The sequence below is a fragment of the Tenacibaculum sp. 190524A05c genome (assembly GCF_964036595.1).
In the GTDB taxonomy this organism is placed as follows: Bacteria; Bacteroidota; Bacteroidia; order Flavobacteriales; family Flavobacteriaceae; genus Polaribacter; species Polaribacter platacis.
The window spans coordinates 3,320,186-3,345,403 of sequence record NZ_OZ038523.1 but is presented as its reverse complement, the minus strand read 5'-3'; the positions used below and the strand labels follow the sequence as shown (position 1 = coordinate 3,345,403).

General features: G+C 31.1%; 32 protein-coding genes. 17 read left to right on the top strand and 15 right to left on the bottom strand.

Annotation, left to right across the window (positions count from 1 at the left end):
* Nucleotides 1–915 (bottom strand): dihydrodipicolinate synthase family protein, encoded by a 915-nt coding sequence (locus ABNT61_RS14935; protein ID WP_348743799.1) that lies wholly within the window; start codon nt 913–915, stop codon nt 1–3.
* Between the two features lie 176 nt (nt 916–1,091).
* On the opposite strand from ABNT61_RS14935, the gene ABNT61_RS14930 reads away from it, so the two are divergent.
* Nucleotides 1,092–1,946, top strand: a complete 855-nt coding sequence (locus ABNT61_RS14930; protein ID WP_348743798.1) for an AraC family transcriptional regulator — start codon at nt 1,092–1,094, stop codon at nt 1,944–1,946.
* Here the strand turns inward: ABNT61_RS14930 and ABNT61_RS14925 are convergent.
* Genes ABNT61_RS14925 through ABNT61_RS14910 form a run of 4 tightly spaced genes read right to left on the bottom strand, consistent with a single transcriptional unit; the run spans nt 1,943 to nt 4,093 of the window.
* Nucleotides 1,943–2,503: a DinB family protein gene (locus tag ABNT61_RS14925; protein ID WP_348743797.1), complete on the bottom strand. Its 561-nt coding sequence runs from the start codon at nt 2,501–2,503 to the stop codon at nt 1,943–1,945. The two genes, ABNT61_RS14930 and ABNT61_RS14925, sit on opposite strands and share 4 nt — an antisense overlap.
* A 52-nt stretch (nt 2,504–2,555) precedes the next feature.
* A complete protein-coding gene (locus ABNT61_RS14920; protein ID WP_348743796.1) occupies nt 2,556–3,092 on the bottom strand; it encodes a Crp/Fnr family transcriptional regulator in 537 nt (178 codons plus the stop codon).
* Between the two features lie 22 nt (nt 3,093–3,114).
* Entirely contained in the window at nt 3,115–3,480 is a 366-nt protein-coding gene (locus ABNT61_RS14915; protein WP_348743795.1) for an MmcQ/YjbR family DNA-binding protein, read from the bottom strand.
* 1 nt (nt 3,481) lies between these two features.
* Nucleotides 3,482–4,093, bottom strand: coding sequence for a DUF4230 domain-containing protein (locus ABNT61_RS14910; protein WP_348722870.1), 612 nt, complete (start codon nt 4,091–4,093; stop codon nt 3,482–3,484).
* A gap of 160 nt (nt 4,094–4,253) precedes the next feature.
* Here ABNT61_RS14910 and ABNT61_RS14905 point away from each other — a divergent pair, with 160 nt between their 5' ends.
* Both ABNT61_RS14905 and ABNT61_RS14900 read left to right on the top strand, forming a co-directional pair.
* Complete coding sequence (locus tag ABNT61_RS14905) at nt 4,254–5,096, top strand: AraC family transcriptional regulator (RefSeq protein ID WP_348743794.1); 843 nt, start codon at nt 4,254–4,256, stop codon at nt 5,094–5,096.
* 86 nt (nt 5,097–5,182) lie between these two features.
* Complete coding sequence (locus tag ABNT61_RS14900) at nt 5,183–5,734, top strand: YbhB/YbcL family Raf kinase inhibitor-like protein (RefSeq protein WP_348743793.1); 552 nt, start codon at nt 5,183–5,185, stop codon at nt 5,732–5,734.
* 7 nt (nt 5,735–5,741) lie between these two features.
* On the opposite strand, the gene ABNT61_RS14895 is transcribed toward ABNT61_RS14900, so the two are convergent.
* The 3 genes from ABNT61_RS14895 to ruvC are packed head-to-tail and all read right to left on the bottom strand — an operon-like array spanning nt 5,742 to nt 8,184.
* Nucleotides 5,742–6,488: a cyclase family protein gene (locus ABNT61_RS14895; protein WP_348743792.1), complete on the bottom strand. Its 747-nt coding sequence runs from the start codon at nt 6,486–6,488 to the stop codon at nt 5,742–5,744.
* Nucleotides 6,485–7,618, bottom strand: a complete 1,134-nt coding sequence (hemW, locus tag ABNT61_RS14890; protein ID WP_348743791.1) for a radical SAM family heme chaperone HemW — start codon at nt 7,616–7,618, stop codon at nt 6,485–6,487. The genes ABNT61_RS14895 and hemW overlap by 4 nt, the downstream gene beginning before the upstream one ends.
* 8 nt (nt 7,619–7,626) lie before the next feature.
* A complete protein-coding gene (gene ruvC, locus ABNT61_RS14885; protein WP_348743790.1) occupies nt 7,627–8,184 on the bottom strand; it encodes a crossover junction endodeoxyribonuclease RuvC in 558 nt (185 codons plus the stop codon).
* Between the two features lie 171 nt (nt 8,185–8,355).
* On the opposite strand from ruvC, the gene ABNT61_RS14880 reads away from it, so the two are divergent.
* The 9 genes from ABNT61_RS14880 (at nt 8,356) to ABNT61_RS14840 (ending at nt 14,998) form a co-directional block, all read left to right on the top strand.
* Nucleotides 8,356–9,099 (top strand): Bax inhibitor-1/YccA family protein, encoded by a 744-nt coding sequence (locus tag ABNT61_RS14880; protein ID WP_348743789.1) that lies wholly within the window; start codon nt 8,356–8,358, stop codon nt 9,097–9,099.
* Between the two features lie 127 nt (nt 9,100–9,226).
* Nucleotides 9,227–9,673: a hypothetical protein gene (locus tag ABNT61_RS14875; protein ID WP_348743788.1), complete on the top strand. Its 447-nt coding sequence runs from the start codon at nt 9,227–9,229 to the stop codon at nt 9,671–9,673.
* Between the two features lie 65 nt (nt 9,674–9,738).
* Complete coding sequence (locus tag ABNT61_RS14870; RefSeq protein WP_348743787.1) at nt 9,739–11,484, top strand: tetratricopeptide repeat-containing sensor histidine kinase; 1,746 nt, start codon at nt 9,739–9,741, stop codon at nt 11,482–11,484.
* Nucleotides 11,477–12,223: a response regulator transcription factor gene (locus ABNT61_RS14865; protein WP_348743786.1), complete on the top strand. Its 747-nt coding sequence runs from the start codon at nt 11,477–11,479 to the stop codon at nt 12,221–12,223. The genes ABNT61_RS14870 and ABNT61_RS14865 overlap by 8 nt, the downstream gene beginning before the upstream one ends.
* A 427-nt stretch (nt 12,224–12,650) precedes the next feature.
* Nucleotides 12,651–13,019, top strand: coding sequence for a hypothetical protein (locus ABNT61_RS14860; protein WP_348743785.1), 369 nt, complete (start codon nt 12,651–12,653; stop codon nt 13,017–13,019).
* A 244-nt stretch (nt 13,020–13,263) separates the two neighbouring features.
* Nucleotides 13,264–13,629: a hypothetical protein gene (locus ABNT61_RS14855; RefSeq protein WP_348710051.1), complete on the top strand. Its 366-nt coding sequence runs from the start codon at nt 13,264–13,266 to the stop codon at nt 13,627–13,629.
* Between the two features lie 100 nt (nt 13,630–13,729).
* Complete coding sequence (locus tag ABNT61_RS14850; RefSeq protein WP_348743784.1) at nt 13,730–14,212, top strand: hypothetical protein; 483 nt, start codon at nt 13,730–13,732, stop codon at nt 14,210–14,212.
* Nucleotides 14,213–14,235: 23 nt separating this feature from the next.
* Entirely contained in the window at nt 14,236–14,643 is a 408-nt protein-coding gene (locus tag ABNT61_RS14845) for a DUF1842 domain-containing protein (RefSeq protein ID WP_348743783.1), read from the top strand.
* A 46-nt stretch (nt 14,644–14,689) separates the two neighbouring features.
* Nucleotides 14,690–14,998: a hypothetical protein gene (locus ABNT61_RS14840; RefSeq protein ID WP_348743782.1), complete on the top strand. Its 309-nt coding sequence runs from the start codon at nt 14,690–14,692 to the stop codon at nt 14,996–14,998.
* Between the two features lie 82 nt (nt 14,999–15,080).
* Here the strand turns inward: ABNT61_RS14840 and ade are convergent, their stop codons facing one another.
* The 3 genes from ade to ABNT61_RS14825 all read right to left on the bottom strand — a co-directional run bounded on the left by ade (nt 15,081) and on the right by ABNT61_RS14825 (nt 18,858).
* Nucleotides 15,081–16,703, bottom strand: coding sequence for an adenine deaminase (ade, locus tag ABNT61_RS14835; protein ID WP_348743781.1), 1,623 nt, complete (start codon nt 16,701–16,703; stop codon nt 15,081–15,083).
* A 72-nt stretch (nt 16,704–16,775) separates the two neighbouring features.
* Nucleotides 16,776–18,389, bottom strand: coding sequence for a phosphoenolpyruvate carboxykinase (ATP) (gene pckA / locus ABNT61_RS14830; protein WP_348743780.1), 1,614 nt, complete (start codon nt 18,387–18,389; stop codon nt 16,776–16,778).
* An 88-nt stretch (nt 18,390–18,477) separates the two neighbouring features.
* Nucleotides 18,478–18,858 carry a DUF423 domain-containing protein gene (locus ABNT61_RS14825; RefSeq protein ID WP_348743779.1) on the bottom strand — a complete coding sequence of 127 codons (381 nt, stop codon included), beginning with the start codon at nt 18,856–18,858 and terminating at the stop codon, nt 18,478–18,480.
* An 80-nt stretch (nt 18,859–18,938) separates the two neighbouring features.
* Here ABNT61_RS14825 and ABNT61_RS14820 point away from each other — a divergent pair, with 80 nt between their 5' ends.
* A complete protein-coding gene (locus tag ABNT61_RS14820) occupies nt 18,939–20,309 on the top strand; it encodes a saccharopine dehydrogenase family protein (RefSeq protein WP_348743778.1) in 1,371 nt (456 codons plus the stop codon).
* A 395-nt stretch (nt 20,310–20,704) separates the two neighbouring features.
* Nucleotides 20,705–21,322, top strand: coding sequence for an SGNH/GDSL hydrolase family protein (locus ABNT61_RS14815; protein ID WP_348743777.1), 618 nt, complete (start codon nt 20,705–20,707; stop codon nt 21,320–21,322).
* 6 nt (nt 21,323–21,328) lie between these two features.
* On the opposite strand, the gene ABNT61_RS14810 is transcribed toward ABNT61_RS14815, so the two are convergent.
* Nucleotides 21,329–21,679: a helix-turn-helix domain-containing protein gene (locus ABNT61_RS14810; protein WP_348722902.1), complete on the bottom strand. Its 351-nt coding sequence runs from the start codon at nt 21,677–21,679 to the stop codon at nt 21,329–21,331.
* 97 nt (nt 21,680–21,776) lie between these two features.
* Here ABNT61_RS14810 and ABNT61_RS14805 point away from each other — a divergent pair, with 97 nt between their 5' ends.
* Genes ABNT61_RS14805 through ABNT61_RS14795 form a run of 3 tightly spaced genes read left to right on the top strand, consistent with a single transcriptional unit; the run spans nt 21,777 to nt 23,610 of the window.
* Nucleotides 21,777–22,451, top strand: a complete 675-nt coding sequence (locus ABNT61_RS14805; RefSeq protein ID WP_348743776.1) for an NAD(P)H-dependent oxidoreductase — start codon at nt 21,777–21,779, stop codon at nt 22,449–22,451.
* A 30-nt stretch (nt 22,452–22,481) separates the two neighbouring features.
* Entirely contained in the window at nt 22,482–22,784 is a 303-nt protein-coding gene (locus ABNT61_RS14800) for a DUF1330 domain-containing protein (protein WP_348743775.1), read from the top strand.
* Nucleotides 22,785–22,806: 22 nt separating this feature from the next.
* The gene (locus ABNT61_RS14795; protein ID WP_348743774.1) at nt 22,807–23,610 is read left to right on the top strand and encodes an SDR family NAD(P)-dependent oxidoreductase; all 804 of its coding nucleotides are present in this window, start codon (nt 22,807–22,809) and stop codon (nt 23,608–23,610) included.
* 80 nt (nt 23,611–23,690) lie between these two features.
* Here ABNT61_RS14795 and ABNT61_RS14790 read toward each other — a convergent pair whose 3' ends face one another.
* The 3 genes from ABNT61_RS14790 to mnmD are packed head-to-tail and all read right to left on the bottom strand — an operon-like array spanning nt 23,691 to nt 25,217.
* Nucleotides 23,691–24,410 (bottom strand): tRNA1(Val) (adenine(37)-N6)-methyltransferase, encoded by a 720-nt coding sequence (locus ABNT61_RS14790; protein ID WP_348743773.1) that lies wholly within the window; start codon nt 24,408–24,410, stop codon nt 23,691–23,693.
* 1 nt (nt 24,411) lies between these two features.
* Nucleotides 24,412–24,543 (bottom strand): hypothetical protein, encoded by a 132-nt coding sequence (locus tag ABNT61_RS14785; RefSeq protein WP_348743772.1) that lies wholly within the window; start codon nt 24,541–24,543, stop codon nt 24,412–24,414.
* 20 nt (nt 24,544–24,563) lie between these two features.
* On the bottom strand, nt 24,564–25,217 hold the full coding sequence (gene mnmD / locus ABNT61_RS14780; protein WP_348743771.1) for a tRNA (5-methylaminomethyl-2-thiouridine)(34)-methyltransferase MnmD: 654 nt from the start codon (nt 25,215–25,217) through the stop codon (nt 24,564–24,566).
* Nucleotide 25,218 lies beyond the last annotated feature (1 nt).

Genomic DNA, 25,218 nt, shown 5'->3' with positions numbered 1-25,218 from the left:
TTACAAGCTTTTATAATTTGGTAGTGTTGGTCTGTTTTGTAAACCTTTTTCAATAATTGATAAAACTCGCTCTCGTTCTTCTCCTACTAAAGGTAATCTTGGAGCTCTAACATTTTCAGTTCCAATTCCTGTAGCGACTTCGGCTAGTTTTATATTCTGAACTAATTTAGAATTAATATCTAACTCTAACAATGGTAAAAACCAGCGATAAATTTCAAGTGCTTCTTTAATCTTCCCAGCTTTCTGCAATTCGTAGATTGCTACTGTTTCTCTAGGAAAAGCACAAACTAATCCTGCAATCCATCCATCAGCTCCCATCAATAAACTCTCTAAAGCTAAAGTATCAACACCAGTCATAATCTTTAAACGATCTCCAAATTGGTTTTTAATACGAGTTACGTTAGAAATATCTCTTGTTGATTCTTTAACAGCTTCAATATTTTTACACTTTAATAACTCATCAAACATATCTAAAGTTACTTCTATTCCATAATCTACAGGATTGTTATAAACCATAATTGGCAATGAAGTATTATTAGCTACAGTTTTAAAATATTCAACAGTTTCTCTACCATCTGCTTTATATCGCATCGGAGGTAACATCATTAAACCTTTAGCTCCATCTTCCTCTGCCTTTTGAGCTGCTAAAACGGCGTTTTTAGTGGTTTGCTCAGCAATATTAATCAACACAGGAACCTTACTGTCTACTATTTGAACAGTTGTTCTTGTTAACTCTCTTTTCTCTTCATCTGATAATGTACTTGCTTCTCCTAAAGTCCCTCCAAGTACAATTCCATGAACACCAGCATCCAACTGTGCGTTTATATTTAATTCAAAAATTGATAAATCAAGTTTATCTTCTGATGTAAATTTAGTAGTTACGGCTGGCATAACTCCTTTCCATTCTATTGCCATTATTACTTTATTTAATGATGATTACTTAGGTTTTTTTAGCAAATGTATTCTCAATGTAATAGAATTGAATTGTAATTATTAACTCAAAATAGCACTAAATTACCCATTTTGTATTCAAACACTAATTAAATGAATAATATATGCTAAATTTATTCTCAAGTTAACCAAAACAATACATGAAAGCATTACCTTTTAAAATACCAAAACCAAAAAATTTAGGTGTAATTTATCAAGAAGATAGAACCCCTATTTTCTACGGTAATTTTCATGAACATGAAGAAATTCAGATTTCATGTATTGTACATGGTAAAGGCACTTTAGTTGTAGGTGATACTATTCATAGATATTCTGAAAATGATGTATTTGTTATCGGGAGCAACTTACCCCATGTATTTAAAAGCGATGGAAATGAGGAAGACTCTGATTCGTTTATGATTTCATTATTTTTCACAGAGCGTTCATTCGGATCTGATTTTTTCGAGTTGGATGATTTTAAAGAATTGAATCATTTCTTTGAAAATGCTTCCAATGGTTTTAAAGTACTAAATTCCTACAATTTGGTTCCGACTTTTTTACAATTACAAAAGGCTTCTAATCTTGAACGATTTATCAGTTTTTTTGAAATTATCAAACAGTTGAACTCTATTGAAACATTGCCTCTTGCCAAGTTTATTGCAAAGAAAAAACTTAGTGATGATAGTGGAAAACGAATGCAAACCATAATGAGTTATACTATGAATAACTTTGAATCTGAGATAAGTTTAGATGCTATAGCTGAAAAAGCCAACATGACCAAAAATGCGTTCTGCCGATACTTTAAACAACGAACCAATAAAACTTATTTTACTTTTTTGAATGAACTCCGAGTAGAAAATGCTTGTAAATTATTGGTTTCAAATAAAGAAATCTCTGTTAAGGAAGTTGCTTACAAATGCGGATATAACAGCTTATCTAATTTTAACAGAAAGTTTTTAGCCATAAAAGAAACCACACCTTTGAAATACAGAAATGCAGTTTTACAAAGCCTTTAATTGTTGTTAAGACACAACTCTAAAACTTTTTTAGCCTGTTGTACATGTCTTTCATTGTGATAGATGAGAACCCTAAATGTATCTCCTAATTTTAATTTAATAATTTTCGAAATAGAGATAGCTGTTTTTGTTTTGTCTAAGTCTATTGTTTCTGATCGCACTAACAATTCCATTATTTGATGTTGCTGATCGATAAACTTTTCAAGAGTCTCTTTATTTAGATTTGAATGTAATGGGTTCATCGATTTAAATGTTTTCATATTATTTAACTCCTCTCTGTATGAAACCATTTTACTAAAATATCGTCCCAACCAATTACTTTTAAAAACTTTAGAGTTTTTATACTTTGATTTTTCTATTCTCATACTTATCTCCGGAATATAAAAATCTCCATATCTATTTAAATGTTCAACGCATTCCAAAACACTCCAGCTGTCAGAACTTTTTCTCCAGTTTAAATTATTTTGGGATTCATTTTTAAAGTCTTCTACAAATTTCAGATTTCTTTCTGTAATTATACGTAAGTCATTTAATAATTGTGCCGATGTTAACTCCATGTTTTTTTATTACAAATCTCTAACTATAATACATATAAAACATTGATTGAAATTAAGATTTTTTAATTCTGGATAAAGTCTCGGGAGTCATTCTTAAATAAGATGCGATATATTTATTCGGTATTTCTTGAAATAGTTGTGGACTTCTTTTTAAAACTCTGCGATATCTTTCTACAGGAGATATTGTTAAAATATCTCTTTCCCTTTCCATTTGTTGCAGTACAAAATTCTTTAAAATTTCATTCCAAATTTTCTTGTTTTCTGGAGAAGATTCTATGAAATTCAAATACTCTTTTTTAGAAAGTTGCTTTACTGTTGTTTGTTTTAGTGCTTGAATATAGAAATCCGAAGGTTGATCATTTAAAAAAGAATCTAAAGAAGCTATTAAATTATTCTTATATCCAAATCTTATTGTTTGCTCCTCCTGCTCCTCTACTAGAAAAATTCGCAGGCTTCCACTTTTCACATAATATAAGTTGGTATCAATTGTACCTTTTACTTTTAAATACTCATTACGCTTCAATATAATTTCCTTTTCCCAAAGATTTTGTTGATCTATTTTTTCTATTAATAAAGAAATTATATCCATATTAGTTTCTTTTGGATAAAATTTAAAGTGATTTTAATTCTTCCTTCAATTTTTTGGTCAATCCTTTTACGACTAAATCATAAGAATGATCAATTAACTCTCTAACAAGACTATCTGGAACATCTAGATTTAAAGTAATTGTATTCCAGTGTTTTTTATTCATATGGAATCCTGGGTTTATACTTTCATATTCAGCTCTTAGTTCCTCAGACTTATCAGGATCACATTTTAAATTGATTTTTTCTTCTCCTTTTTCCCATCGATCTAAACCAGTTAAAGCAAACATTTTTCCCATAACTTTAAACACTAAAGTTACTTCATCAAAAGGAAAGTGTTCCGTTACTCCTTTCTTTGCGATACAATAATCTCTTAACTGTTCTACGTGCATTTTATTCTAGTAGGTTTATATTTCCGCTAGGTAATTCTAAAGAAGAATAGTCTAATTCCCAACCAATAGTTTCAATTAAGTTCTTCATTAAAGCAATAGCTTCTAATGCTTCATGATTTGCTGCCTGCATTAAGTTACTTTCAGGTATTTTTTGCAATACATGTTCTTTAGCTGCTTGATTTACCTGTGTTAAATCTTCCGAAGAAAACTTATTTAAAAAACCATCTTGGATGTCATAAAACCGAATATTTGGTTCAATAGAAAGAACTTCTGGTTCTGGAAAATTAGATAATTTGATTGTTTTATTCTTCGTATCAGCTTCCATTTTAATTTTTCTAAAATCAAAACCAATATGAGTTTTCGCATTTATCAAAATTATAGCTTTCTTCTTGCTAGATACTAATCCTAAAAGCTTATTCTGCTTATCTTCATGATGATATATTTCAGCAAATTCTCCTTCTACAGTAATTAACTTTGTTACTTTTTTTATTTTATCTAAAAGTATAACTGACTGACTTTGAGCTAAACCTTTCGTTCTAACAGTATTAAATTTCGAAAAAATAAAATACGACACCACCGCTCCGAATGCCAATCCTAAAAACAATAATTCCATAGGTTAAATATAGTTCTTCTTATGTAAAATAAGACGCTTCTTTTAAATATAAGTCACAAGTTCTTATAAACTAAATAATACTTCGATAATCCTAGTCTAAATCATTCGTCGACTAAAGTAATTTTCTTTTATTACTTTCACATTGTCATCTATTTCAACTATGGAAATAATAAACCTACCTAAAGATTTATCGCTCAAAAATGATTTGTTCGCGGTTTACGACTATACTACTTCAAAAGAAAGTTTGAAGCAGATGGTTACGCTTCAAAAGAATACTTTCAGTTTTTTGATAAACGGTTCTAAGGAAGTGTTTTCGAATAAAAAAAACGTCTCGATTCAGAATGATTATTTTCTTTTGATGAAAAAAGGACGTTGCTTGATGACGGAAAAAATAATAAGTTCCGATAGTGATACTTACAGAAGTATTCTTTTCTTCTTTAGTAATGAAACTATTTTAAATTTTATTAAAAATAAAAAGATCTCTTTTAATAAAAACCCTGAACTTAAATCTTCCGTCTTTTCATTTAGTTATGACGCTTTTATCAAATCTTTTGTAAGCAGTTTAATCGAAATTTCAAAGTTGAGTTCTGATCTTCAATCCTCTCTCCTTGTTTCAAAATTTGATGAATTGCTCACCTATCTCATTACGGTTAATGGTTCAGATTTTATTGATTCTCTGCTGTATGAACTTCATAATCAAAACCAACATTTTATTGAGGTAATTGAAACTAACAAACTGAACAAATTAACGTTGAAAGAACTCTCTTTTTTGTCAAACATGAGTTTATCGAGTTTCAAAAGAGAATTCCAAAAACACTTTCAGACTTCGCCTAGTAAATGGTTTTTAGAACAACGATTAGAACATTCAGCTATTCTTCTACAAGACAAGTCAGTGCGACCAACAGATATTTTTGAGGAAATTGGATATGAAAATCTTTCAAACTTTATACAAGCGTTTAAACTGAAGTTTGGGATGACACCAAAACAGTATCAATCAAGTTGAGCTTTTAGCAATACTTTTTGACCTGTTTTACACACAACTTTTTAGGAGTTCGCCTCTAATTTTGCATGGTAACTAATATTAATATCATGAAAAAATTATTCATTCTATCAAGCTTCTTAATTTTAACGTCACTTAACTCATTTGGTCAAAAGACATTTACCTTAACAAGCAAAACGTTATCCGGTCAAGCTACATTAAAAGAAGAATTTAATGGATTTGGTTGTGTAGGAGAAAATACATCACCAGAACTTTCTTGGAAAAATGTTCCTGAAGGAACAAAAAGTTTCGCTATTACTATGTATGATCCTGATGCTCCAACTGGAAGTGGATGGTGGCATTGGTTAGTGTTTGACATTCCTTCTAACATGAATCAACTTAAAGAAAATGCAGGAAACATAAATCTGAATTTACTTCCTAAAGGAGTAATTCAAAGTATTACTGATTACGGGGTAAAAGGTTTTGGTGGACCATGTCCTCCAAAAGGTCATGGAATACATCAATATGTAATTACAGTTTACGCATTGAAAACTGAAAAACTGGGATTAACAGCAGAAACAAATCCAGCCGTTGTAGGTTACTATTTAGGAAACAACACTATTGCAAAAGCTAGTATTGTAGCTTACTATCAAAGAAAATAGAATTACACTATTCTAATGCATATAAAATAGGTTTACTTGGTGTAGCATCATTTTCAAATGGTGCTATCATCAAGTTTAAAAAGTACGTACCATCTTTTACAGAATTTGGAACATAAATAAATTCTGTAATGGTAGCATCTAACCTTATTTCACCTTTAGTGTTCCAAAATGCGTTATGAGACAACAATAATCCTTCATCTTTTTCTCTGTCTACAGAAGGTAAATCGATAAGTAAGTGTTGTATTCCTTTTTCTCTTAAATAAATGGCTGCTTCTTCCAATAGATATGGTGGATTGGTATTTGAATATCGCCTTCCTTTTTTATCTTTTACATTAGGAAGTGTTCTAATTACGATAGCATCTCTTTTTTTATTTCCTAATGCAAGTTGCAATTGCTTTTTTGATATCACCTCATCTCCATCTTTCGATTCCGGAGCAACTGTAATTACTTCTGCAAAAAAGAAAAACTGAGACAAATTCTTATTTATAGAATGTACTTCTTTTGTGATATGACCAACACATTCTGTATGTGTAATATGAGAATGTGGATTGAATTGAATGCTATTAAAATTGACCGCAGCACCTTCAGAAACACTAATAATTTGCTCATCAAATTGCTCTGGAAATATTTTAGGATCATCTAAATACCAAGCATTTACATTTTGAGTTTGAATATCAATCGGAATCGAAATATCAATTGGTTTACTTAAATCAATTTTATATTTCTTTGAGTTGTGTTTTATTTCTGCGATCAAGATAAATTCAGTTTAAATAAATCGGAAGCAATTCCGTCAGTTAAAAACTTTCCTTTTCTAGTGGTTTTCAACGTATCGTTTTCAATATACAATAAATCTTGAAGAATAAATTTCTCTGCCTGCATCTTCAAATACTGTAAATATTGATTTCCGAATTCTTGTTCTATCCTTTTAAAATCAACTCCCCAAACAGTTCGTAGACCTGTCATTACATACTCATTATAACGATCTGTAACAGATAGCTCTTCAATTTCACAAGGCAATTCTTTCTCTTTTATTTTCTTGATATAAATGGCATTATTAGCAATATTCCAACTGCGCTCTTTTCCATTGAAAGAGTGTGCTGATGGACCAATGCCTAAGTATTTTTTTCCTTGCCAATATGCCGAATTGTTTTTACTAAAAAAGTGTTCTTTTCCAAAGTTAGAAAGTTCATAATGAATAAATCCTGCTTTATCTAGCTCATCAACTAAAATTAGAAATTGTTCCTGTGCTAACTCATCATTCACATCGTCAATAATGCCTTTTTCAATAAAACTTTGAAGTGCAGTTTTCGGTTCTACAGTTAATGCATAGCTCGAAATATGAGGTACTCCGAAAGACAAAGCTGTTTCAATATTTTCTCTCCATTCATCATTTGTTGTATTCGGTATACCGTAAATTAAATCGACTGAAATATTATCAAAGTAGCGAGTCGCTACAGACAAACATTTTTTGGCTTCTTCGGCATTATGAGCTCGATTCATCAGTTTTAAATCTCTTTCAAAAAACGATTGAATTCCAATACTTAATCGATTTACAGGAGAATTTGATAACTCAATAATTTTCTCTTCTGATAAATCGTCTGGATTTGCCTCTAATGTAATCTCCGGATCTTGGATTACTTTATAATTTTGATCTACATTATCAATCAACAATTTAATTTCCTCTGAAGACAAAACACTTGGTGTTCCTCCTCCAAAATAAATCGTAGCTACTTCTTCATTACTGAATTCATCTTTTCTTAATTCAAGTTCTGAGATCAACGCTTCCATCATATCATCTTTTCTTTTCAGAGAAGTTGAAAAATGAAAATCGCAATAATAACAGGCTTGCTTACAAAACGGTATGTGAATGTAAATTCCGGACAATTACAACTCTATTTTTTATTCAGTTTACTTGGATTTTGCTTTACAAATGCTGCCCAACCTGTATAGTTTTTACCACCAACTTTAGTGCCCGAATTATAAAAATGACAAACCGCAGCAGCCAAGCCATCTGTAGCATCCAAATTCTTAGGTAATTCTTTTAAATTTAATAGCGATTTGAGCATCATAGCTACTTGCTCTTTACTTGCTTTACCATTTCCAGTAATTGCCATTTTAATTTTTAATGGCGCATATTCTGTAACTGGAATTTCTCTTGATAATCCCGCTGCCATCGCCACTCCTTGTGCACGTCCCAACTTTAACATCGACTGTACGTTTTTTCCAAAAAAGGGAGCTTCTAAAGCAATTTCATCAGGTTTGTAGGTATCTATCAACTCAATTGTACGCTCAAAAATGAGTTTTAACTTCAAGTAATGATCATCATATTTTTTTAAGATCAATTCATTCATTTGAACAAACTCCATCTTTTTACCAATAACTTTTATAATTCCGAATCCCATGATAGTTGTTCCGGGATCAATACCTAATATGATTTTCTCTGTCTTCAAATTTTATTGTACTTTGTACTAACACAAAACTACTACAATTTTAAGTTAGTCTTGTCATTGCGAATAAAACAAAGTGAAATGAAGCAATCCTTATATCGAGATAAAACAGATTACTTCTCCCGAAGCTTCGGGAGTAAACTGCGTTCGTAATGACGTTAAATTTTATAGGTAATGTCAATTTTTGGTTTACGTACTTCAAACCCAGCTTTTAATCGTTATTTCTGGCGAAAGCAAAAAACGTATTCTAAAAGCAAAATGAGCATCTCAGGAATTATATTCAAATCTTTCGCAATGCTCACTTTGGTCGGAATTACAGCGACGTATACTTGGAGACTTTTTTTCGCTGGAGTTGAAGTTAAATGGTATACTACTATCGGAATGTTTGTTGCTATTGTATGCAGCTTGTTTATTTCCTTTAAACACAGTTCAGCAAAATATCTACTTCCAATTTATGCGGTTGCTAAAGGATTTTTCTTAGGAGGAATAAGTGCGTATGCCCATAATCGTTTTCCAAATTTACCTTTTCAAGCCATTGCAGTAACTATAACCACTTTTTTTGTGATGTTGTTTTTGTACCGTTTAAAGCTCATTCGAGTTACTCGAGAGTTCAGAGCAATTGTAATTACAGCTTCAGCTACTATTTTTCTTTTTTATTTTATCGGATGGGTTTTATGGTTTTTAAAAATAGATGTTCCAATACTTTGGGGAACTTCTTGGTTTGCCATTGGATTTAATATTGTTGCGGCCATTATAGCTTCTTTTTCCTTATTACTTGACTTTTATTATATCGATAGACAAGTTGGAAGATATCCGAAAGAAAGAGAATGGTTAGCCACTTGGGGATTGCTTATTACTTTAATTTGGTTATACGTAGAAGTTTTACGTTTAATGCGAAAATTGGCGATACGGTTTTAATTTTTCCTTCCTCTTTTTCAATCACTTATTCCAATAAAAACAATACTTATACCTTTAAACTTTTAAAAGCCAATTATAATTTGTTGATTTGTTTTAACTAAAATGTTAAACCTAAAACTAAATTATTATGGCAACAAATACTTTTACTCCAGGAACTCAATTCGGGACGGTAAATAGCAGCACTAACCCATCTCAAAAAATTGTGTTATCAGCACCTTCTATCAGACCTTTATCACCCTCAATAACAGCACAAATGACTGGATCAGGCTCAGGCGAAAAGGTTCTTCTTTCAGCTGTAATTTTTGTTTCAGAAGCTAACCTTCCAACTAACAATAATATGACTTTTGATATTAACTATTTGGTAACTGATTTGGATAAAGTTTCGATTTATATTGCATCACAAGATTCATTTATATCTTCTAATGTTTTTTATCCTTTTGTTGTTGAAATTGAATTTTCTCCTTCTCAAGTACCTAATTTATCAAACAACCTAAGTTCTATAAAAGTTATCAATTGGGACTCAGATCCTGAAGGTTCTAGAGGAACCACAACTACGGTGAAACGCCCAAACTAATATTTACAATAAAGAGAATAGTAATTTTTTTTAAATAGCTTTGTGTAAATAACTAATCAGTACACATGAATAAAGTTATATTAATATTATTACTATCTCTTTTTTTTAAACCCTCAATAATAGTTTCTCAAGAAAAAAAAACTGAAGAATTTGAACTTTTAAAGAATGAGTTATTAAATATTTCAGATAATTTGGATAATGGAACTTTTATTAAAAAAGCCATTACATTTTTCTCCAAAAGAGAGTGGGATTCCACCCTGATTTATGCACAAAAACAAATAACGATGCAAAAATCAGAAAGATTAAACAATCTATCTCATTTTATTAGAGGCTACAGTTTTGATCAAAAAAAAATCTTAAAAGAAGCAGAAATAGAATATACTCTCATATCTGAGGACTTTTACTTTCATAATTTAACTAATGTTTTATTAGGTGTTTTAATCTTAGAACAAGGAAAATACAGTAAAGCTGTAGAGTATTTTGAAAGAGTTATTGAACTCCCAAACAGTGAATTCAAGTTTATTGAAAAGAATACAATAAAACATAACTTAGGGTTATGTTATCTTCATTTGAAAAAATTTGATAAGGCTGAAAATTTTTTAATTGCTAGCACAAAGTTTTTCGAAGAGCAAAAAGACACCATCGAATTAGTAGGTAATTATGGAGATTTGGCTACTTTGTATTATGAACAATATAAAGACGATTTGGCCATCCCATACTTCAAAAAAGCCTACAATCTTGCTAAAACGACTAATGACTTTTATTCAAGATTTGTTACTACTAAAAACATGGCAGTTGTCGAAGAAAATCGTAAAGACTATCAAAAAGCTCTGAACTTTAAGAAAGAAGCAGCTCAATGGAAAGATTCTTTAAATAATCAAAATAGGATATATGAAGTTGCTAAAAAAGAAAAAGAATTTGCGGTTGCAGCAAAACAAAAGGAAGTTGATTTACTGCAAGTTGAAAACAAATTAAAAGAAACTGAACGAAAAATCTTTCTATACTCGGCTATCGGTTTACTGCTCTTTTTAGGTATTGGTGCATATTTCTTTAGAGAAAAAGTAAAAACTAATAAAATTATAGCTGCTCAAAAAGAAACGTTAGATGAGTTAAACACAACCAAAGACAAATTATTCTCAATTGTAAGTCATGATTTACGTTCTTCTGTAAATGCCTTAAAATCTAGTAATAAAATTTTACTTGATAATTTGGCCTCCAAAAATCTAGAAGCATTAGAAAACTTACTTCATAAAAACAGTACCATTGTTAACGGAGCTTACGGTTTACTAGACAACCTTTTAAACTGGGCTTTAATGCAAACAGAGCAACAGTACTTTAGTATTGAGAAACAACGTTTATTTATTATTACAGAACATGTTGCTTATAATTATAAACCTCTATTATTAGAAAAAGAGTTAAACTTTGAAAATACAGTTTCTAAAAAAGAGTTTGTTCAGGCGGATCAAGAATCTTTAAAAATTGTGCTTAGAAACCTTATTGATAATGCGATTAAATTTTCTCAACCCAACGGATTCATCAAAATTTATAGTTCAAATACTATTGAAGGGTTTACTAATTTAATTGTAGAAGATTCAGGATTAGGAATGAGCGATGCTACTCGATTAAAACTATTAGACGATTCTGTTTTACTGAATAAAAAAGAGCACGAAGACATTATTGGAACTGGTTTAGGTATTCAATTGGTAAAATCGATGATTAAAAAGAATAATGGAAAATTCGATATTGAAAGCGAATTAGGAAAAGGAACAAAAATGATTGTATCTTTACCTAAAACAGTTTTAGATGGATAATGTTAATATTTTAATTATTGAAGATACACCTCAAGAAAGTGATAAACTAATTAAGGTATTAAACGAAAACAATTATACCATTTCTGGAGTTGCTAGAACTTTTAAAGAAGCGCTTGATTTATACTACAAAGTAAAAGTAGATATTGTAATTATTGATATTTTTCTAGATGGTGTTCCTGATGGAATTACGTTTGCTGAAACTATTAATACAGTTCCTGATGCTTCTAAACCTTTTGTGTTTTTAACAAGTTCTACTGATCGTAAAATATTTGAACGTGCTAAACTCACACAACCTTTTAGCTTTTTGATGAAACCTTTCAATGAACTGGAAGTGTTATATGCTATTGAAATGGCCGTAGAAAAATTCTACGATCAAAATGATGTTTTTATCACAGATGAAGAAGATACTGTAATTAGTAGTGATTACTTATTCATCAAGAAAGGAAAATCGCTTAAAAAAGTATTATTAGCGGATATTATTTATATAGAGGTTGAAGAGAAATACTGTAATATAATTACTGCTAATGAAAAGTTTGTGATTTTAATATCGCTTACCAAGATTTTAAAACTATTAGACGAAAACTCTTTTTGTAGAACACATAGAAATTATATTGCCAATATTGATAAAATTACGGAAATAGTTCCTTCAGATAACCTTATTGTACTACAAGGAAAACACCATATTACTTTAAGCGAACGTTATAAAGATTTAATTAAAAAGGTTCGTACGCTTAAATAAAATCTAAATGTAATTTGTATATATGACGTAATTTCTAATTTTACAAAATAGATTACTTCGTCATACTTCCTCGTAATGACAACACAAATCGTCATTACGAATGAAACAACGTGAAATGAAGTAATCTCAAGTAAGAATCTACATTTAACTTAAAAGACAAAGATCGCTTTGCACCTCGCAATGACGTGTTAATTTTCATTCCTTTTTTTTCCGTTTTCATGGAAAAGAAATCCCTTCTTATTCCATTTTCAAAATTTAACCTTCTTATTCACAGTAGTTTTACATCAGAAATAATTCATAAACAAATTTATTTCTAAAACGTTCAAATTGAATTTAGAAAGTAAAAACTCAACCGTGTTTCGGTAAACAAAATAACAGTTACTTCTAATCAATTGAAACTAACCAAAACTAACCAAACTTAAATATCATGGGAAAAGGTGCATTCATAACAGTAGAAAATAAAAGTAACTCTTTACTTAAAGTAGAAACAGGTGGAGAAAATTGTATGAGCACAACAGGTTTTTGGGAAAATTTAATTCTTCCTAATACCACCTCAGATCGAAAATATATTGAGGCAAAAACCTCAGGAATACCATGTTGTTGTGAAACAAGAACAGTTATGTACGGTATTGAAAAATTAAACTCAATGACCGGAGAATATACCCCAATTACAATCTTCAATTTAAATGAAGAAAATAATAACTGGACGTCTGATGTAAAAACAAAATCTGATGCAATATCTATAACAATTCAACCTGGTGAGGAGGATTTAATCACGATAACATATAATGCATAAAATCTAGAATTAAAAAGGAAATTCTAAAATACGGCTTATTAAAAAAGTCTATCTAAATATCGTCAACTATTAAACCAGAAGTAAAAACCCAGCCGTGTTTCGGTATATAATTCAATGTTACTTCAAATTAATAAAGACAAACTAACACTAACCAAACTCATAGTGAAGCAGAAATCACTTTAAAAAACGAGGCGGATTCCGAAAAGCCTTACGAGTAGGAACATATTAACTAAACTTAAATATCATGGGAAAAGGAGCATTTGTAACAGTAGACAACAAAAGTAATGCTTTAGTAAAAGTAGAAGTAGGAGGAACTAATTGTATGAACGCAACAGGTACTTGGACAAATTTAATTCCAGGTGGTCAGGATTCAGCGAGAGAATATATCGAAGCACAAGCTTCTGGGATACCTTGTTGTTGTGAGCACAGTAGTGTTGCTTACGGAATTGCAGTTTTAGATCCAAATACTGGAAAATTTACGAATTCAGGAAGTTTCAATTTATACGAATACAGCAATGTATGGACATCTTCAGGAGCTTCACCAAACGTAAGCGTTACTTGTGTACCAGATGGAGATCAATACAAAGTAACTGTAGTATATAACGGTTAAAATTAATACTCAATTCAGAGTTAAATAGATGATATGTTCATCGTCTTAAGATGATGAACATATTCATTTACTTCTAAACATTCACTAAACTTTTAATATTATGATAGCGCCTTTCAATGAAATAGTACAACAAGGAATTGATTTACAAACAGGAATCACAGAATTATTGGAACTAGAAAAGCCTTTTCCTAATCGTTTAGTGGAACGTGTAAAAACAGATGATGTTTTCGCGAGATTAATTTATAGAGCTTCAACAGAAAAAGACCTCATTCCAAGTCTTCTTCAAGTAGGGATTACTCAAGAAAATAAAACAAACCATTCAAATTTTGAATTGGTTAAAAATGGCGCTAAATCTTTTATGAATTGGGGTTTAGCAGGATTTAAAATGGCAAGTGAAGAAGTGATAAATGAAAGAAAAGCCATATGTAAAACTTGTCCTTTCATTACTCAAGCAACGGAACAAATAGCTTATAAATTTAAATTATCGGCAGATGAAGATATGGATATCTGTTCTATTTGCGGTTGTGTAATTGGAAGAAAAGTTGCTATACCAAATCAAAAATGCCCTAAAAACAATTGGTAAAAACCAAAACCTTCAATTAAATCATGAATACAAATACAATTACTAAAACAATATATTTCAAAGGAGTGATGGGAGAAATTGCTGACCCGTTGTCACCAGTATTACAATTTTCACTTTTAGTTCATCCATATGAAAATACAGTAAGTGGAACTGTAAAATTAACTATCAGCAATGGTGAAGAAGAAGTCTATTCTGGACAAGTTACAGGATCTACACACGCTTCTGGATTCAAAGAAAGTGTTCGATTGATAAATATCAGAGGGAATTTTCCTCCACAACATAAATTGAGTGGAATCGTACTTCCATTTGAAACAAATATGTCTTTAGACTCAGACTGGAATGGATCCGGTGGAATGACTTTTAAAGGAAGAAACTATGAAAAACTTCCTATAAAAGCTTCGATATTCAATTTAGATTCTTCAACTGAATAAAATATAGAAACACAACAAACTCAATACTAATTAAAAACACAAAACAATGTCAAATAACACACAAACAACTCCGATTAAAGGAACAAGTCATATTGGAGGACTTGAAATTGCATATAGCATTGATACTGCAACAAACACTATAACAACTTCATTAAACTTTGATGGGCTTAATTTAGGAAATGGAACCATGACACCTGAACAACCAACTCAGGCTATTTGGAAAAACCTAGGATTGCAACAACTTAGTGGAGAATTAACTTCAGATTTCGCAAACTCTTCGTTAGAAGGTAAATTTGAAATCACTGAATATGGTAAAGTAGTATATCAAAATAGAGAAACTGTAGTTCGATGGTAAACATTTTATCTCTATTTCATAAAACAAAAAGCAAATAGAAAAAATTTTCTATTTGCTTTTTTTATTTTTTTAGAATTGTTCTCTATTTAATTTCTACAGAAGTAAATTTAAACGAATTTCCATCAAATAGTCCTTTATCCGATAACTTCAATGCAGGAATAACCAATAAAGCCATAAAAGATAAAGTCATGTAAGGAGCTTTTAATTTACTTCCCATTTCTTTTGCCATTTCATCTAATTCAGCATAGGCTTTTCCGATAACATCAGCCGGTTGATCGCTCATAATTCCAGCTACTGGTAATGCAACCACTTTTTCTATTGAATCATTTACAGCGCAAATACCACCTTTATTCTCAATCAATAAATTAACAGCTTTACAAATTGCTTCGTCAGAAACTCCAACAGCAATAATATTATGCGAATCGTGGCCTACAGAACTAGCAATTGCTCCTTCCTTCAAGCCAAAGTTTTTGATAAATGCGATGGCAGGTTCAGCATTTTTATAACGATTTACAACCGTCATTTTTAAAACATCATTATCAACATCTGAAACTAAATTTCCATCTTTAATTAATGAATCTGTTTCTATTTCATTAGTAACCAATTCTCCATCTAACGCTTCAATAACTCGAATCTTTTCTGATGCAGAATGAAATTCAAAATCCGAATTCTTCTTTACATCAGTATTGAAGTTATTCAACACATCAAATTCAACAGATTTTACAAATGATTCACCATTCTCAGCAACTAACTCTCCATTGATGTACGTTTGTAAAACATTGAATTTTTCTAAATCTTCTACAACAATAAAATCAGCATCATCACCTTCATTTAACAATCCAACATCTAAATTGTAATGTTTTACTGGATTTACACAAGCCGCTTTTAAAACTTTAAACACATCTATTCCTTTAGCTACAGCGCGTTCACAAAGTTGATTTAAATGACCTACTAATAAATCATCTGGATGTTTATCATCAGAACAAAACATCATATTCTCATAATGCTCAGGAAGCAGATCAATTAACGCTTCAAAGTTTTTGGCCGCACTTCCTTCACGAATAATTACTTTCATTCCTCTTTGTAGCTTTTCTAATCCTTCTTTATAAGTAAAACATTCGTGATCAGTTTTTATACCAGCCGCTATATATTTCCATAAGCTTTTACCTCTTAAACCTGGAGCATGACCGTCAACGGGTTTTCCAAAATACTTTGCCCAAGCTATCTTTTTTAACACCTCGCTATCTTGATGAATTACACCTGGATAATTCATCATCTCCGCCAAATACTTAATATCTGGGTTTTGTAATAAGACTTTTATGTCTTCCGAATCTATGACAGCTCCTGCACTTTCAAAGGAAGTAGCAGGTACACATGAAGGTGCTCCGAAATTAAATTTTAAAGGAACTTTCTTTCCGTTATCAATCATAAAATACACACCTTCTAGTCCCAAAACATTAGCTATTTCATGAGGATCAGAAACTGTTGCAACGGTTCCATGAGTAACAGCTATTTTAGCAAATTCAGATGGAACCAACATTGAACTTTCTATGTGTATATGTGCATCAACAAAACCAGGAAGAATATACTTTTCAACAGCATGATTGCTCTCTCTAATAGATTTTATTTTTCCGTTTTCTATTTCAACTTCTCCTTTAAAGATTTTTTTGTTGACTATATCTACTATTTTTCCTTGAACAATCATCTATTTACTTGTTTTACGCTAAAGTAATTAGAATTCAAAAAAAAAGCATCCTAATTAGGATGCTTTTAATTTTTATTTTTTGATGATTGGTGGACCACCAGCTAATATCTCTTCATTTGCATATTCTTCGAACTTCTTAAAGTTAGCTCTAAAAGAATCTGCTAATTTATGTGCTGTTTCATAATATCCTTCATCATTATTCCAAGCTTGACGCTGACTTAATAATTCCGATGGAATTCCAGGACACTTTCTTGGTTGGGCTAAACCAAATACTGAATGAATGTGGTAATCTTCATATGTAATCTCTTCTGGTAATCCTCCAGTAAGAGCTGCATTGATCATAGCACGAGTATATTTTAATTTCATTCTGTTTCCTACTCCATAAGGACCAGCAAACCATCCTGTATTTACTAACCAAACATTAACACCAGTTTCTTTCATTTTCTCGCTTAACATTTCTGCATAACGAGTTGGGTGTAATGGCATAAATGGTGCTCCAAAACAAGCAGAGAAACTTGGTAATGGCTCAGTAACACCAGCTTCTGTTCCAGCAACCTTAGCTGTGTATCCAGAAATAAAGTGATAAGCAGCCTGACCTGGAGTTAATTTTGAAATCGGAGGTAAAACACCGAATGCATCTGCCGTTAAGAAGAAAATATTCTTAGGATTCTTTCCAATAGAAGGAACTCTAATATTTTCAATGTGGTGAATTGGATAACTCACGCGAGTATTTTGAGTAATAGATGTATCAGCGAAATCTACATTTCCTTTATCATCCATTACAATATTTTCAAGGATTGCTCCTTTTTTAATTGCTCCGTAAATTTCAGGTTCTTTTTCTTGAGAAAGATCAATAACCTTAGCATAACAACCTCCTTCAAAATTGAAAACCGTGTTTTCAGAAGTCCATCCATGCTCATCATCTCCAATTAAACTTCTGTTTGGATCAGTAGATAATGTTGTTTTTCCAGTTCCAGATAATCCGAAGAAAATTGCTGTATCTCCATCTTTACCAACATTTGCAGAACAGTGCATTGGTAAAGTGTTCTTATATACTGGTAAAATAAAGTTTAACGCAGAGAAAATACCTTTTTTGATTTCTCCTGTATATCCAGTTCCACCAATTAAAGCTACTTTTCTTGAAAAGTTTAAGATAGCAAAGTTATGTTGACGTGTACCATCAACTTCTGCATCTGCCATAAATCCTGGTGCGTTAATTACAGTCCACTCTGGAGAAAAGTCTTTTAACTCTTCAGCTGTTGGACGTAAAAACATGTTATAAGCAAACATATTACTCCATGGATATTCGTTTACAACTCTAATATTTAACTTATAGTCTTCGTCAGCACAAGCATAACTATCTCTTACAAAAACCTCTCTATCAGATAAATAAGCAGTTACTTTATCGTATAATTTGTCAAATTTTTCTGAATCGAATGGGATATTGATATCACCCCACCAAATCTGATCTTTAGTGATTTCGTCTTTAACTATGAATCTATCCATAGGAGACCTTCCTGTAAACTCACCTGTATTTACTGCAATGGCACCAAACGCAGATTCTTTACCTTGTCCTTTTTCAATAGTTAAACCGTGTAACTCCTCTGAAGTTAACTGATAACGAACGGTAGAACTTTTAATACCTAATGATTCTAACGAAATCGTTTTCGTTTCAAGATTTGTCATCTATAATCTTTTTAGTTGTGTTTTATTTCCGACAAAAATAAATCTTTTTGTTTAAACTGCTTATTCTTAAGTAGTATTTATTACTAATTTATTTTCCTCTAGACCTTTTAAATAGCTGATAACTCAATAAGAACCAACCTATAATCAGCACTAAGCCACCTAATGGAGTTACAAACCAAATGTAATTTACAGGGATTTTCCCCAGGTAAATCGCATAAATTGAGCCCGAAAAAAGTAGTATTCCAGTCAAAAAAAACCAAGTTATCTTTCTTTTAAAAGCAATTGAAAAGTGTTCTGTTAGGTTCACCATAATCAAAAGAAGTACGTGATACATTTGATAACGTACAGCCGTTTCAAAACTTTGTAAAGCTTCTGGTGATAGTGTTTCTTTTAATGCATGAGCACCAAATGCACCTAAAATAATTGTAAGCGCTCCTAAAAGCGTAATTATTGTTAAATTTTTATACATTTTTGTTATATTTGTTAAATATTAAACTTTTAAACAACTAAGGTTTCTAACAAAACCATACAAATTTACTACATAAATTGATGAGAAATATATTGATTATTGGAGCCGGACGATCAAGTTCATCGTTGATAAAATATTTACTTGATAAATCATCTAGTGAAAACTTACACATTACAATTGGAGATCTTTCTGTTGAAAATGCAGTACAAAAAATAAACAATCATCCTAATGCTTCAGCAATGAAGCTAGATGTATTTAATGAAGCAGAACGTATTGACGCAATCCAAAAATCAGATATCGTAATCTCTATGCTTCCTGCACATTTACATATTGAAGTTGCAAAAAACTGTATTGAGTTTAATAAACATATGGTTACTGCCTCTTACATTTCTAAAGAAATGAAAGCATTGGATCATGAGGCAAAGCAGAAAGGATTAATTTTTATGAATGAAATTGGTTTAGATCCGGGAATTGACCATATGAGTGCCATGGATGTAATTGATAGAATTCGTGAAGAAGGTGGTAAAATGTTATTGTTCGAATCATTTTGTGGTGGACTTGTAGCGCCAGAAAGTGATACTAACTTATGGAACTATAAATTCACCTGGAATCCAAGAAATGTTGTTTTAGCAGGACAAGGAGGAGCTTCAAAATTTATTCAAGAAGGCGCTTATAAATACATTCCTTATCACAAATTATTCAGAAGAACTGAGTTTTTAACTATAAATGGTAGCGGACAATTTGAAGCTTATGCCAACAGAGATTCACTTAAATATAGAAGTATTTATGGATTAGATGATATTCCTACCATGTATAGAGGAACTGTTCGAAAAGTTGGTTACTCCAGAGCTTGGAATGTTTTTGTACAATTAGGTATGACCGATGATAGTTACACTATTGAAGATTCAGAAAACATGAGTTATCGTGATTTTACCAATTCATTTTTAGCATATTCTCCGTCAGATTCAGTGGAATTAAAATTCAGATCTTACTTGAAAATAGATCAAGATGATATTATGTGGGAGAAATTTGTTGAACTTGATATATTTAATGGAAATAAAAAAGTTGAATTGAAGAATGCAACTCCAGCACAAATCCTTCAAAAGATATTGATGGATTCATGGACATTACAGCCCGATGATAAAGATATGATTGTTATGCATCATAAATTTGGTTATCAAGATAAGGATGGTAAACATCAAATCGAAAGTAGTATGATTATCAAAGGAGACGATCAAACTTATACGGCTATGGCCAAAACTGTTGGTTTACCTGTTGCAATGGCAACTCTAAAAATATTAAATGGAGACATTACCACTCCAGGTGTTCAATTACCAATAAACAAGGAAGTTTATGAGCCAATTTTAAAAGAATTGGAAGACTATGGAATTAATTTTGTTGAAAAAAAGGTTCCTTATTTGGGTTATAATCCTGAAGGTGTAATTGGATAATAATTATGTAAAAAAAGAGATGGGTTGCGCTTTGTCTATTAAACAATTTACAACCCATCGATCAAACTTATTTGGAAGCACATCTCAGTTAAAATTTATTATGCCCTTACCCATAGAAATCTCATTAAGAAGATTGGCTTCACGCGTATAAAACACTTTACTTTAAAAACACCCTACCTTTTTTTTCAAAAAAAAGATATAAATGTTTATTTATTTTAATTAATCGAATCACAACAGAGACGTAAAGAATTTATTCTTCTTTTTAAACCTCTCATTTTATGTTAGTTCCAAAACAAAATATACTGAACCCTTCAATTGGTATATTTCAATTTTATGTAAAATTTAACTAGTAAAATTCCTTTATCATTTTAACTTGTTGGAATAATTTATATCACATGCTTGGTCGTTACTTTATTACTCTATGTGTTCTTATTAGCCTAACTAATACTTATGCTCAAGATGAAAAGGAGTATTCTATTTTATTTATTGGAAATAGCCTTACATATTATAATGATTTACCGAAGTTAGTTACAGAATATGCCAAGAATGAAAAGAATTTAAACATTAAAACTAAGATGGTTGCTCATCCTAATTACGCAATAGAAGATCATTGGAATGATGGAAAAGTAAAAAGACTGATTCGTCGCAAAAAATATGACTATGTTATCCTTCAACAAGGACCTTCTTCTCAAAAAGATGGTAGAAAAATGTTAATTCAATATGGAAGAAAATATAGCAATCTTTGTAAATCGAGCAATACAAAACTTTGCTATTTCATGGTTTGGCCAGCCATTTATTATTACCATACTTTTAATGGTGTTATTAAAAATTACGAGGACGCAGCAAAACTAAACAATGCTATTTTATTACCTGTTGGAAAAGCATGGAAAACTCATATTGAAAAATCTAAAGATTATTCACTCTACAGTCAGGATGAATTTCATCCTTCAGAAAAAGGAAGCAAATTAGCAGCTAAAGTTATTGTAGAAACTTTATTTAATTCAGACGAATAAAATAAATTATTGAGCGTTCTCTTCTGCTGAATGATTCTCTAAAGCATAGTCTCCCCACTGAGCAATAGCCTCTAGTATTGGAATCAATGTTTTTCCAAACTCCGTTAATGAATACTCTACTTTTAATGGTGGTTTACTATAAAAAACTTCACGTTGAATTACACCATCTTCTTGTAATTGTTGCAACTGTAAACTCAAGGTTCTTTCGGTAACGGTTCCCATTTTTTTTCGCAACTCATTGTAACGAAGCTTACCTCCTATTAAATAAAATAAAATTACGGTTTTCCACTTCCCTCCTATAACTCCCATGGTTAAACTCGTACAACATGGATATTGTTTTCCTTTAAACTGATGCATAATTCTATAAATTTTAAACTATCCTTTTTGACCGTTATTGCATGGATACAAAACTATAAATAATTTTGTAACTATAATTTTTATAGTTTAAAAAATCATGAGTACAACACATATTTCAAAAGAAGATGTTCTAAATGCTTTTCAATTTAGACATGCTACTAAAGAGTTTGATGCTACTAAAAAGCTTTCAGAAGATGACATTAACTTCATTCTAAAGACCGCTAATTTATCTCCAAGTTCATTTGGTTTTGAACCTTGGCACTTTATTGTAGTTCAAGATCAGGAATTAAGAGAATTATTAAAACCTGTTGCCTGGGGAGCTCCTTTAAAATTGGATACTGCAAGTCATTTTGTATTAGGATTAAGTATGAAAGCTCCCATGACGAAATGGGATAGCGAATACATTTCTCATATGATGAAAGATGTGAAACAGTTACCAGAAGATGTTATGGAAATGTACTCGAAGTTTTATAGAGAATTTCAAGAACGTGATTTCAACTTAGATAGCGATAAAAAATTATTCGATTGGGCTTCAAAACAAACTTATATCGCTTTAGGAAATATGATGACAGCTGCAGCACTAGTTGGAATAGATAGTTGCCCGATAGAAGGATTCCATCAAGAAAAATTTGAACAACTCCTTCAAGAGAAATTTGATGTTGATACTACTAAATATGGATTATCGTATATGGTTGCCTTTGGACATCGTAAAGAAGATCCTGCAAGACCAAAATCTAGAAGAGATTTTGACAGTATTATTACTTGGAAATAAAAAAACAACAAACCTTAAAATTATAATATTATGAGCTATTTTTCTGTATTAGACGTAACACCAACAAATGACGCTTGGATACCTGATTATTTACCAACAGCGAATAAATTGGTACAAAAACATGGTGGTACATATTTGGCAAGAACTTCTTCACATGAACAAGTTGAAGGTAACAAGCAACAAGCAGCTTTACGAATTATAATAAGTTGGCCTACCAAAGAAGCGGCATTAGCATTTATGAACGATCCGGAATATGCACCTCATCTAAAAGCTAGAACTGCAGGTTCTGTAAGTCATCATTTTTTAATTGAAGCAAAAGACGATTTAGCTTAATTTTTAACAAAATAAAGGAACAATGAATAAAAATATTTTAATTACTGGTAGTACCGATGGTATTGGTAAACTTACAGCCCATATACTAGCAAAACAAGGTCATCGAATCTATATTCATGGTAGAAATCCAGAAAAGGTAGCAAACACAATTTCAGAATTAAAAGAGTCTACTGAAAATGAAAATATTTTTGGTTTTACAGCAGATTTTTCAGATTTAAATCAAGTTGTTGAATTAGCTCAAAACATCAATTCAAAAATAGATTCTATAGATGTTTTGATAAATAATGCTGGTGTTTTTAAAAGTACACATAAAAATTACCTAGGTTTAGATTTAAGATTTGCTGTTAACTATCTTGCTCCTTACACATTTACCCAACACTTATTACCAGTTCTTCAAAGAAGTAATTCTTCGAGAGTTATTAATTTAAGTTCAGCAGCGCAATCCACTGTAGATTTAAATGCTCTGGAAGGAAAGATTAATATCTCGATGAAAGAATCTTATGCACAAAGTAAACTTGCATTAACTATGTGGAGTTTCGATTTTGCTAAAAAACATTCAGATATATTAACTATAGCAGTGAATCCAGGTTCTTTATTAAATACTAAAATGGTCAAAGAAGCCTATGGAAACCATTGGTCTTCTGCAGATAAAGGAGCTAATATTCTAGTTAAACTTGCCACTTCAGAAAACTTAAAAGAGCTCTCTGGAAGTTATTTCGATAATGATCGAGGAAGTTTTGGTGAAGCTCATCAAGACGCATATGATGAACAAAAAATTCAAACCTTATTGTCTGCAACCAATAACTTATTGGAACAAGTTATGTAAAAAATGAGTGTTTTTTTCAGAGTAAATCAAAAATTAAACTAAGGTAATTGGGTGAACTTTTATTACCGAATTTTGACTAATTACATTTTCAAATAAAAATCCTTCGTCAAATTAATATAGGCATCAGTATACTGATGTCTTTCTTTTTCTATTGTTAGTTCTTCTGAAACAAGGTCCTTTTTACCATTAGAAAATTCCAGCAAACTTCTTTTAACTTCAGCATTTAAATTTCCTTTGACTCTGCAAACTCTATTCAAATGTAATCCTAAAGAAGAAGCTAAAGCAACAAAATTTTCTTCCTCTTTAAATGGAATTATCGTTGCAAAAACACCATTTTCAGCTAGTAAATTCGAGACACCTTTTAGCAACTCTTCAAAACTCAACGAAGATGTAAAACGAGCTTCATTTCGCGCATTATCTTTAGTTTCAAATTCATCAGTATAAAAAGGAGGATTTGAAACAATCAAATCGTAAGATTCTTCTTCCTCGACAAGTTCTTCAGCAAATTCCTGAAAAGAAGCATTATAACAAAACAAACGATCTCCCCAATCTGATTTTTCAAAATTTTCAACAGTTTGTTCGTAAGCATTTTCATTAAGCTCAACTGCATCTACAGTCATTGCATCTGTTCTTTGGGCGAGCATTAATGCTATAACTCCAGTTCCAGAACCAATATCTAAAATTGAATCTGGAAAATCAGTAATTGAAGTCCACGCTCCTAATAAAACACCATCAGTTCCTACTTTCATAGCTGTTTTATCCTGATGAACAGTAAATTCCTTGAATTGAAATGGTTTCATTTTATAATATTCGACTTAAAAGTCTTTCAGCATTAAAGAAAAGAAATAAAGCAATTGCTAATAGTATTACTAAAAACAATCCTTTTTGAGGTTTTGTTCTTCTTCTGTTTCCAAATCGTTTTTTAAATTTCATATGATCTAGTTTATGCCTAATTATTTTTTAATTGCTCTCAACATTTCTCTTTTACCAGGAGGTCCAGGCAACCTTTCAACAGTAAAACCTACGGCTTCCATTGCTCTTCTTACGCTACCTTTTGCTGCATACGTAACTAAAACTCCTTCATTTTTTAAAGCATCAAACATTATGCTAAAAATTTCTTCTGTCCATAATTCCGGTTGAACTCTGGCTCCAAAAGCATCGAAATAAATTAAGTTAAATGCGTCTTTATCTTTTATATCCTTAAAAAACTGTTGACGCTTTTCCAACTGGAATCTATCATCAATCTTATGTTTTTCTTCCCAAGATATGCCATGCATCTTATTAAAAATTTCAGATTTCTTTTGTGCTTTTAATTCAGATACATAATTGAGTTTTTTAATTTCTTTTTCATCTACAGGATACGCTTCAACACCAACATAATCGATTTCTTTATCAGATTCTAAATAGGTGATAAAACAATTTAAACCCGTACCAAAACCAATTTCCAAAATAGAAAGTTGATCTTGAGCAACAAACTCTAAACCATGCTTTATAAAAACGTGATAAGCTTCCTGAATAGCACCATGCTTGGAATGATATTGTTCATTCCAAGCAGGGATATGTATGGTTGTTGAACCATCAGAAGTTATAATAATTTCTCTTTCCAAA

Coding starts and splice junctions, on each gene's coding strand:
- ABNT61_RS14935 (WP_348743799.1), bottom strand. CDS start 915: ATGGCAATAGAATGGAAAGGAGTTATGCCAGCCGTAACTACTAAATTT.
- ABNT61_RS14930 (WP_348743798.1), top strand. CDS start 1,092: ATGAAAGCATTACCTTTTAAAATACCAAAACCAAAAAATTTAGGTGTA.
- ABNT61_RS14925 (WP_348743797.1), bottom strand. CDS start 2,503: ATGGAGTTAACATCGGCACAATTATTAAATGACTTACGTATAATTACA.
- ABNT61_RS14920 (WP_348743796.1), bottom strand. CDS start 3,092: ATGGATATAATTTCTTTATTAATAGAAAAAATAGATCAACAAAATCTT.
- ABNT61_RS14915 (WP_348743795.1), bottom strand. CDS start 3,480: ATGCACGTAGAACAGTTAAGAGATTATTGTATCGCAAAGAAAGGAGTA.
- ABNT61_RS14910 (WP_348722870.1), bottom strand. CDS start 4,093: ATGGAATTATTGTTTTTAGGATTGGCATTCGGAGCGGTGGTGTCGTAT.
- ABNT61_RS14905 (WP_348743794.1), top strand. CDS start 4,254: ATGGAAATAATAAACCTACCTAAAGATTTATCGCTCAAAAATGATTTG.
- ABNT61_RS14900 (WP_348743793.1), top strand. CDS start 5,183: ATGAAAAAATTATTCATTCTATCAAGCTTCTTAATTTTAACGTCACTT.
- ABNT61_RS14880 (WP_348743789.1), top strand. CDS start 8,356: ATGTCAATTTTTGGTTTACGTACTTCAAACCCAGCTTTTAATCGTTAT.
- ABNT61_RS14875 (WP_348743788.1), top strand. CDS start 9,227: ATGGCAACAAATACTTTTACTCCAGGAACTCAATTCGGGACGGTAAAT.
- ABNT61_RS14870 (WP_348743787.1), top strand. CDS start 9,739: ATGAATAAAGTTATATTAATATTATTACTATCTCTTTTTTTTAAACCC.
- ABNT61_RS14865 (WP_348743786.1), top strand. CDS start 11,477: ATGGATAATGTTAATATTTTAATTATTGAAGATACACCTCAAGAAAGT.
- ABNT61_RS14860 (WP_348743785.1), top strand. CDS start 12,651: ATGGGAAAAGGTGCATTCATAACAGTAGAAAATAAAAGTAACTCTTTA.
- ABNT61_RS14855 (WP_348710051.1), top strand. CDS start 13,264: ATGGGAAAAGGAGCATTTGTAACAGTAGACAACAAAAGTAATGCTTTA.
- ABNT61_RS14850 (WP_348743784.1), top strand. CDS start 13,730: ATGATAGCGCCTTTCAATGAAATAGTACAACAAGGAATTGATTTACAA.
- ABNT61_RS14845 (WP_348743783.1), top strand. CDS start 14,236: ATGAATACAAATACAATTACTAAAACAATATATTTCAAAGGAGTGATG.
- ABNT61_RS14840 (WP_348743782.1), top strand. CDS start 14,690: ATGTCAAATAACACACAAACAACTCCGATTAAAGGAACAAGTCATATT.
- ade (WP_348743781.1), bottom strand. CDS start 16,703: ATGATTGTTCAAGGAAAAATAGTAGATATAGTCAACAAAAAAATCTTT.
- pckA (WP_348743780.1), bottom strand. CDS start 18,389: ATGACAAATCTTGAAACGAAAACGATTTCGTTAGAATCATTAGGTATT.
- ABNT61_RS14825 (WP_348743779.1), bottom strand. CDS start 18,858: ATGTATAAAAATTTAACAATAATTACGCTTTTAGGAGCGCTTACAATT.
- ABNT61_RS14820 (WP_348743778.1), top strand. CDS start 18,939: ATGAGAAATATATTGATTATTGGAGCCGGACGATCAAGTTCATCGTTG.
- ABNT61_RS14815 (WP_348743777.1), top strand. CDS start 20,705: ATGCTTGGTCGTTACTTTATTACTCTATGTGTTCTTATTAGCCTAACT.
- ABNT61_RS14810 (WP_348722902.1), bottom strand. CDS start 21,679: ATGCATCAGTTTAAAGGAAAACAATATCCATGTTGTACGAGTTTAACC.
- ABNT61_RS14805 (WP_348743776.1), top strand. CDS start 21,777: ATGAGTACAACACATATTTCAAAAGAAGATGTTCTAAATGCTTTTCAA.
- ABNT61_RS14800 (WP_348743775.1), top strand. CDS start 22,482: ATGAGCTATTTTTCTGTATTAGACGTAACACCAACAAATGACGCTTGG.
- ABNT61_RS14795 (WP_348743774.1), top strand. CDS start 22,807: ATGAATAAAAATATTTTAATTACTGGTAGTACCGATGGTATTGGTAAA.
- ABNT61_RS14790 (WP_348743773.1), bottom strand. CDS start 24,410: ATGAAACCATTTCAATTCAAGGAATTTACTGTTCATCAGGATAAAACA.
- ABNT61_RS14785 (WP_348743772.1), bottom strand. CDS start 24,543: ATGAAATTTAAAAAACGATTTGGAAACAGAAGAAGAACAAAACCTCAA.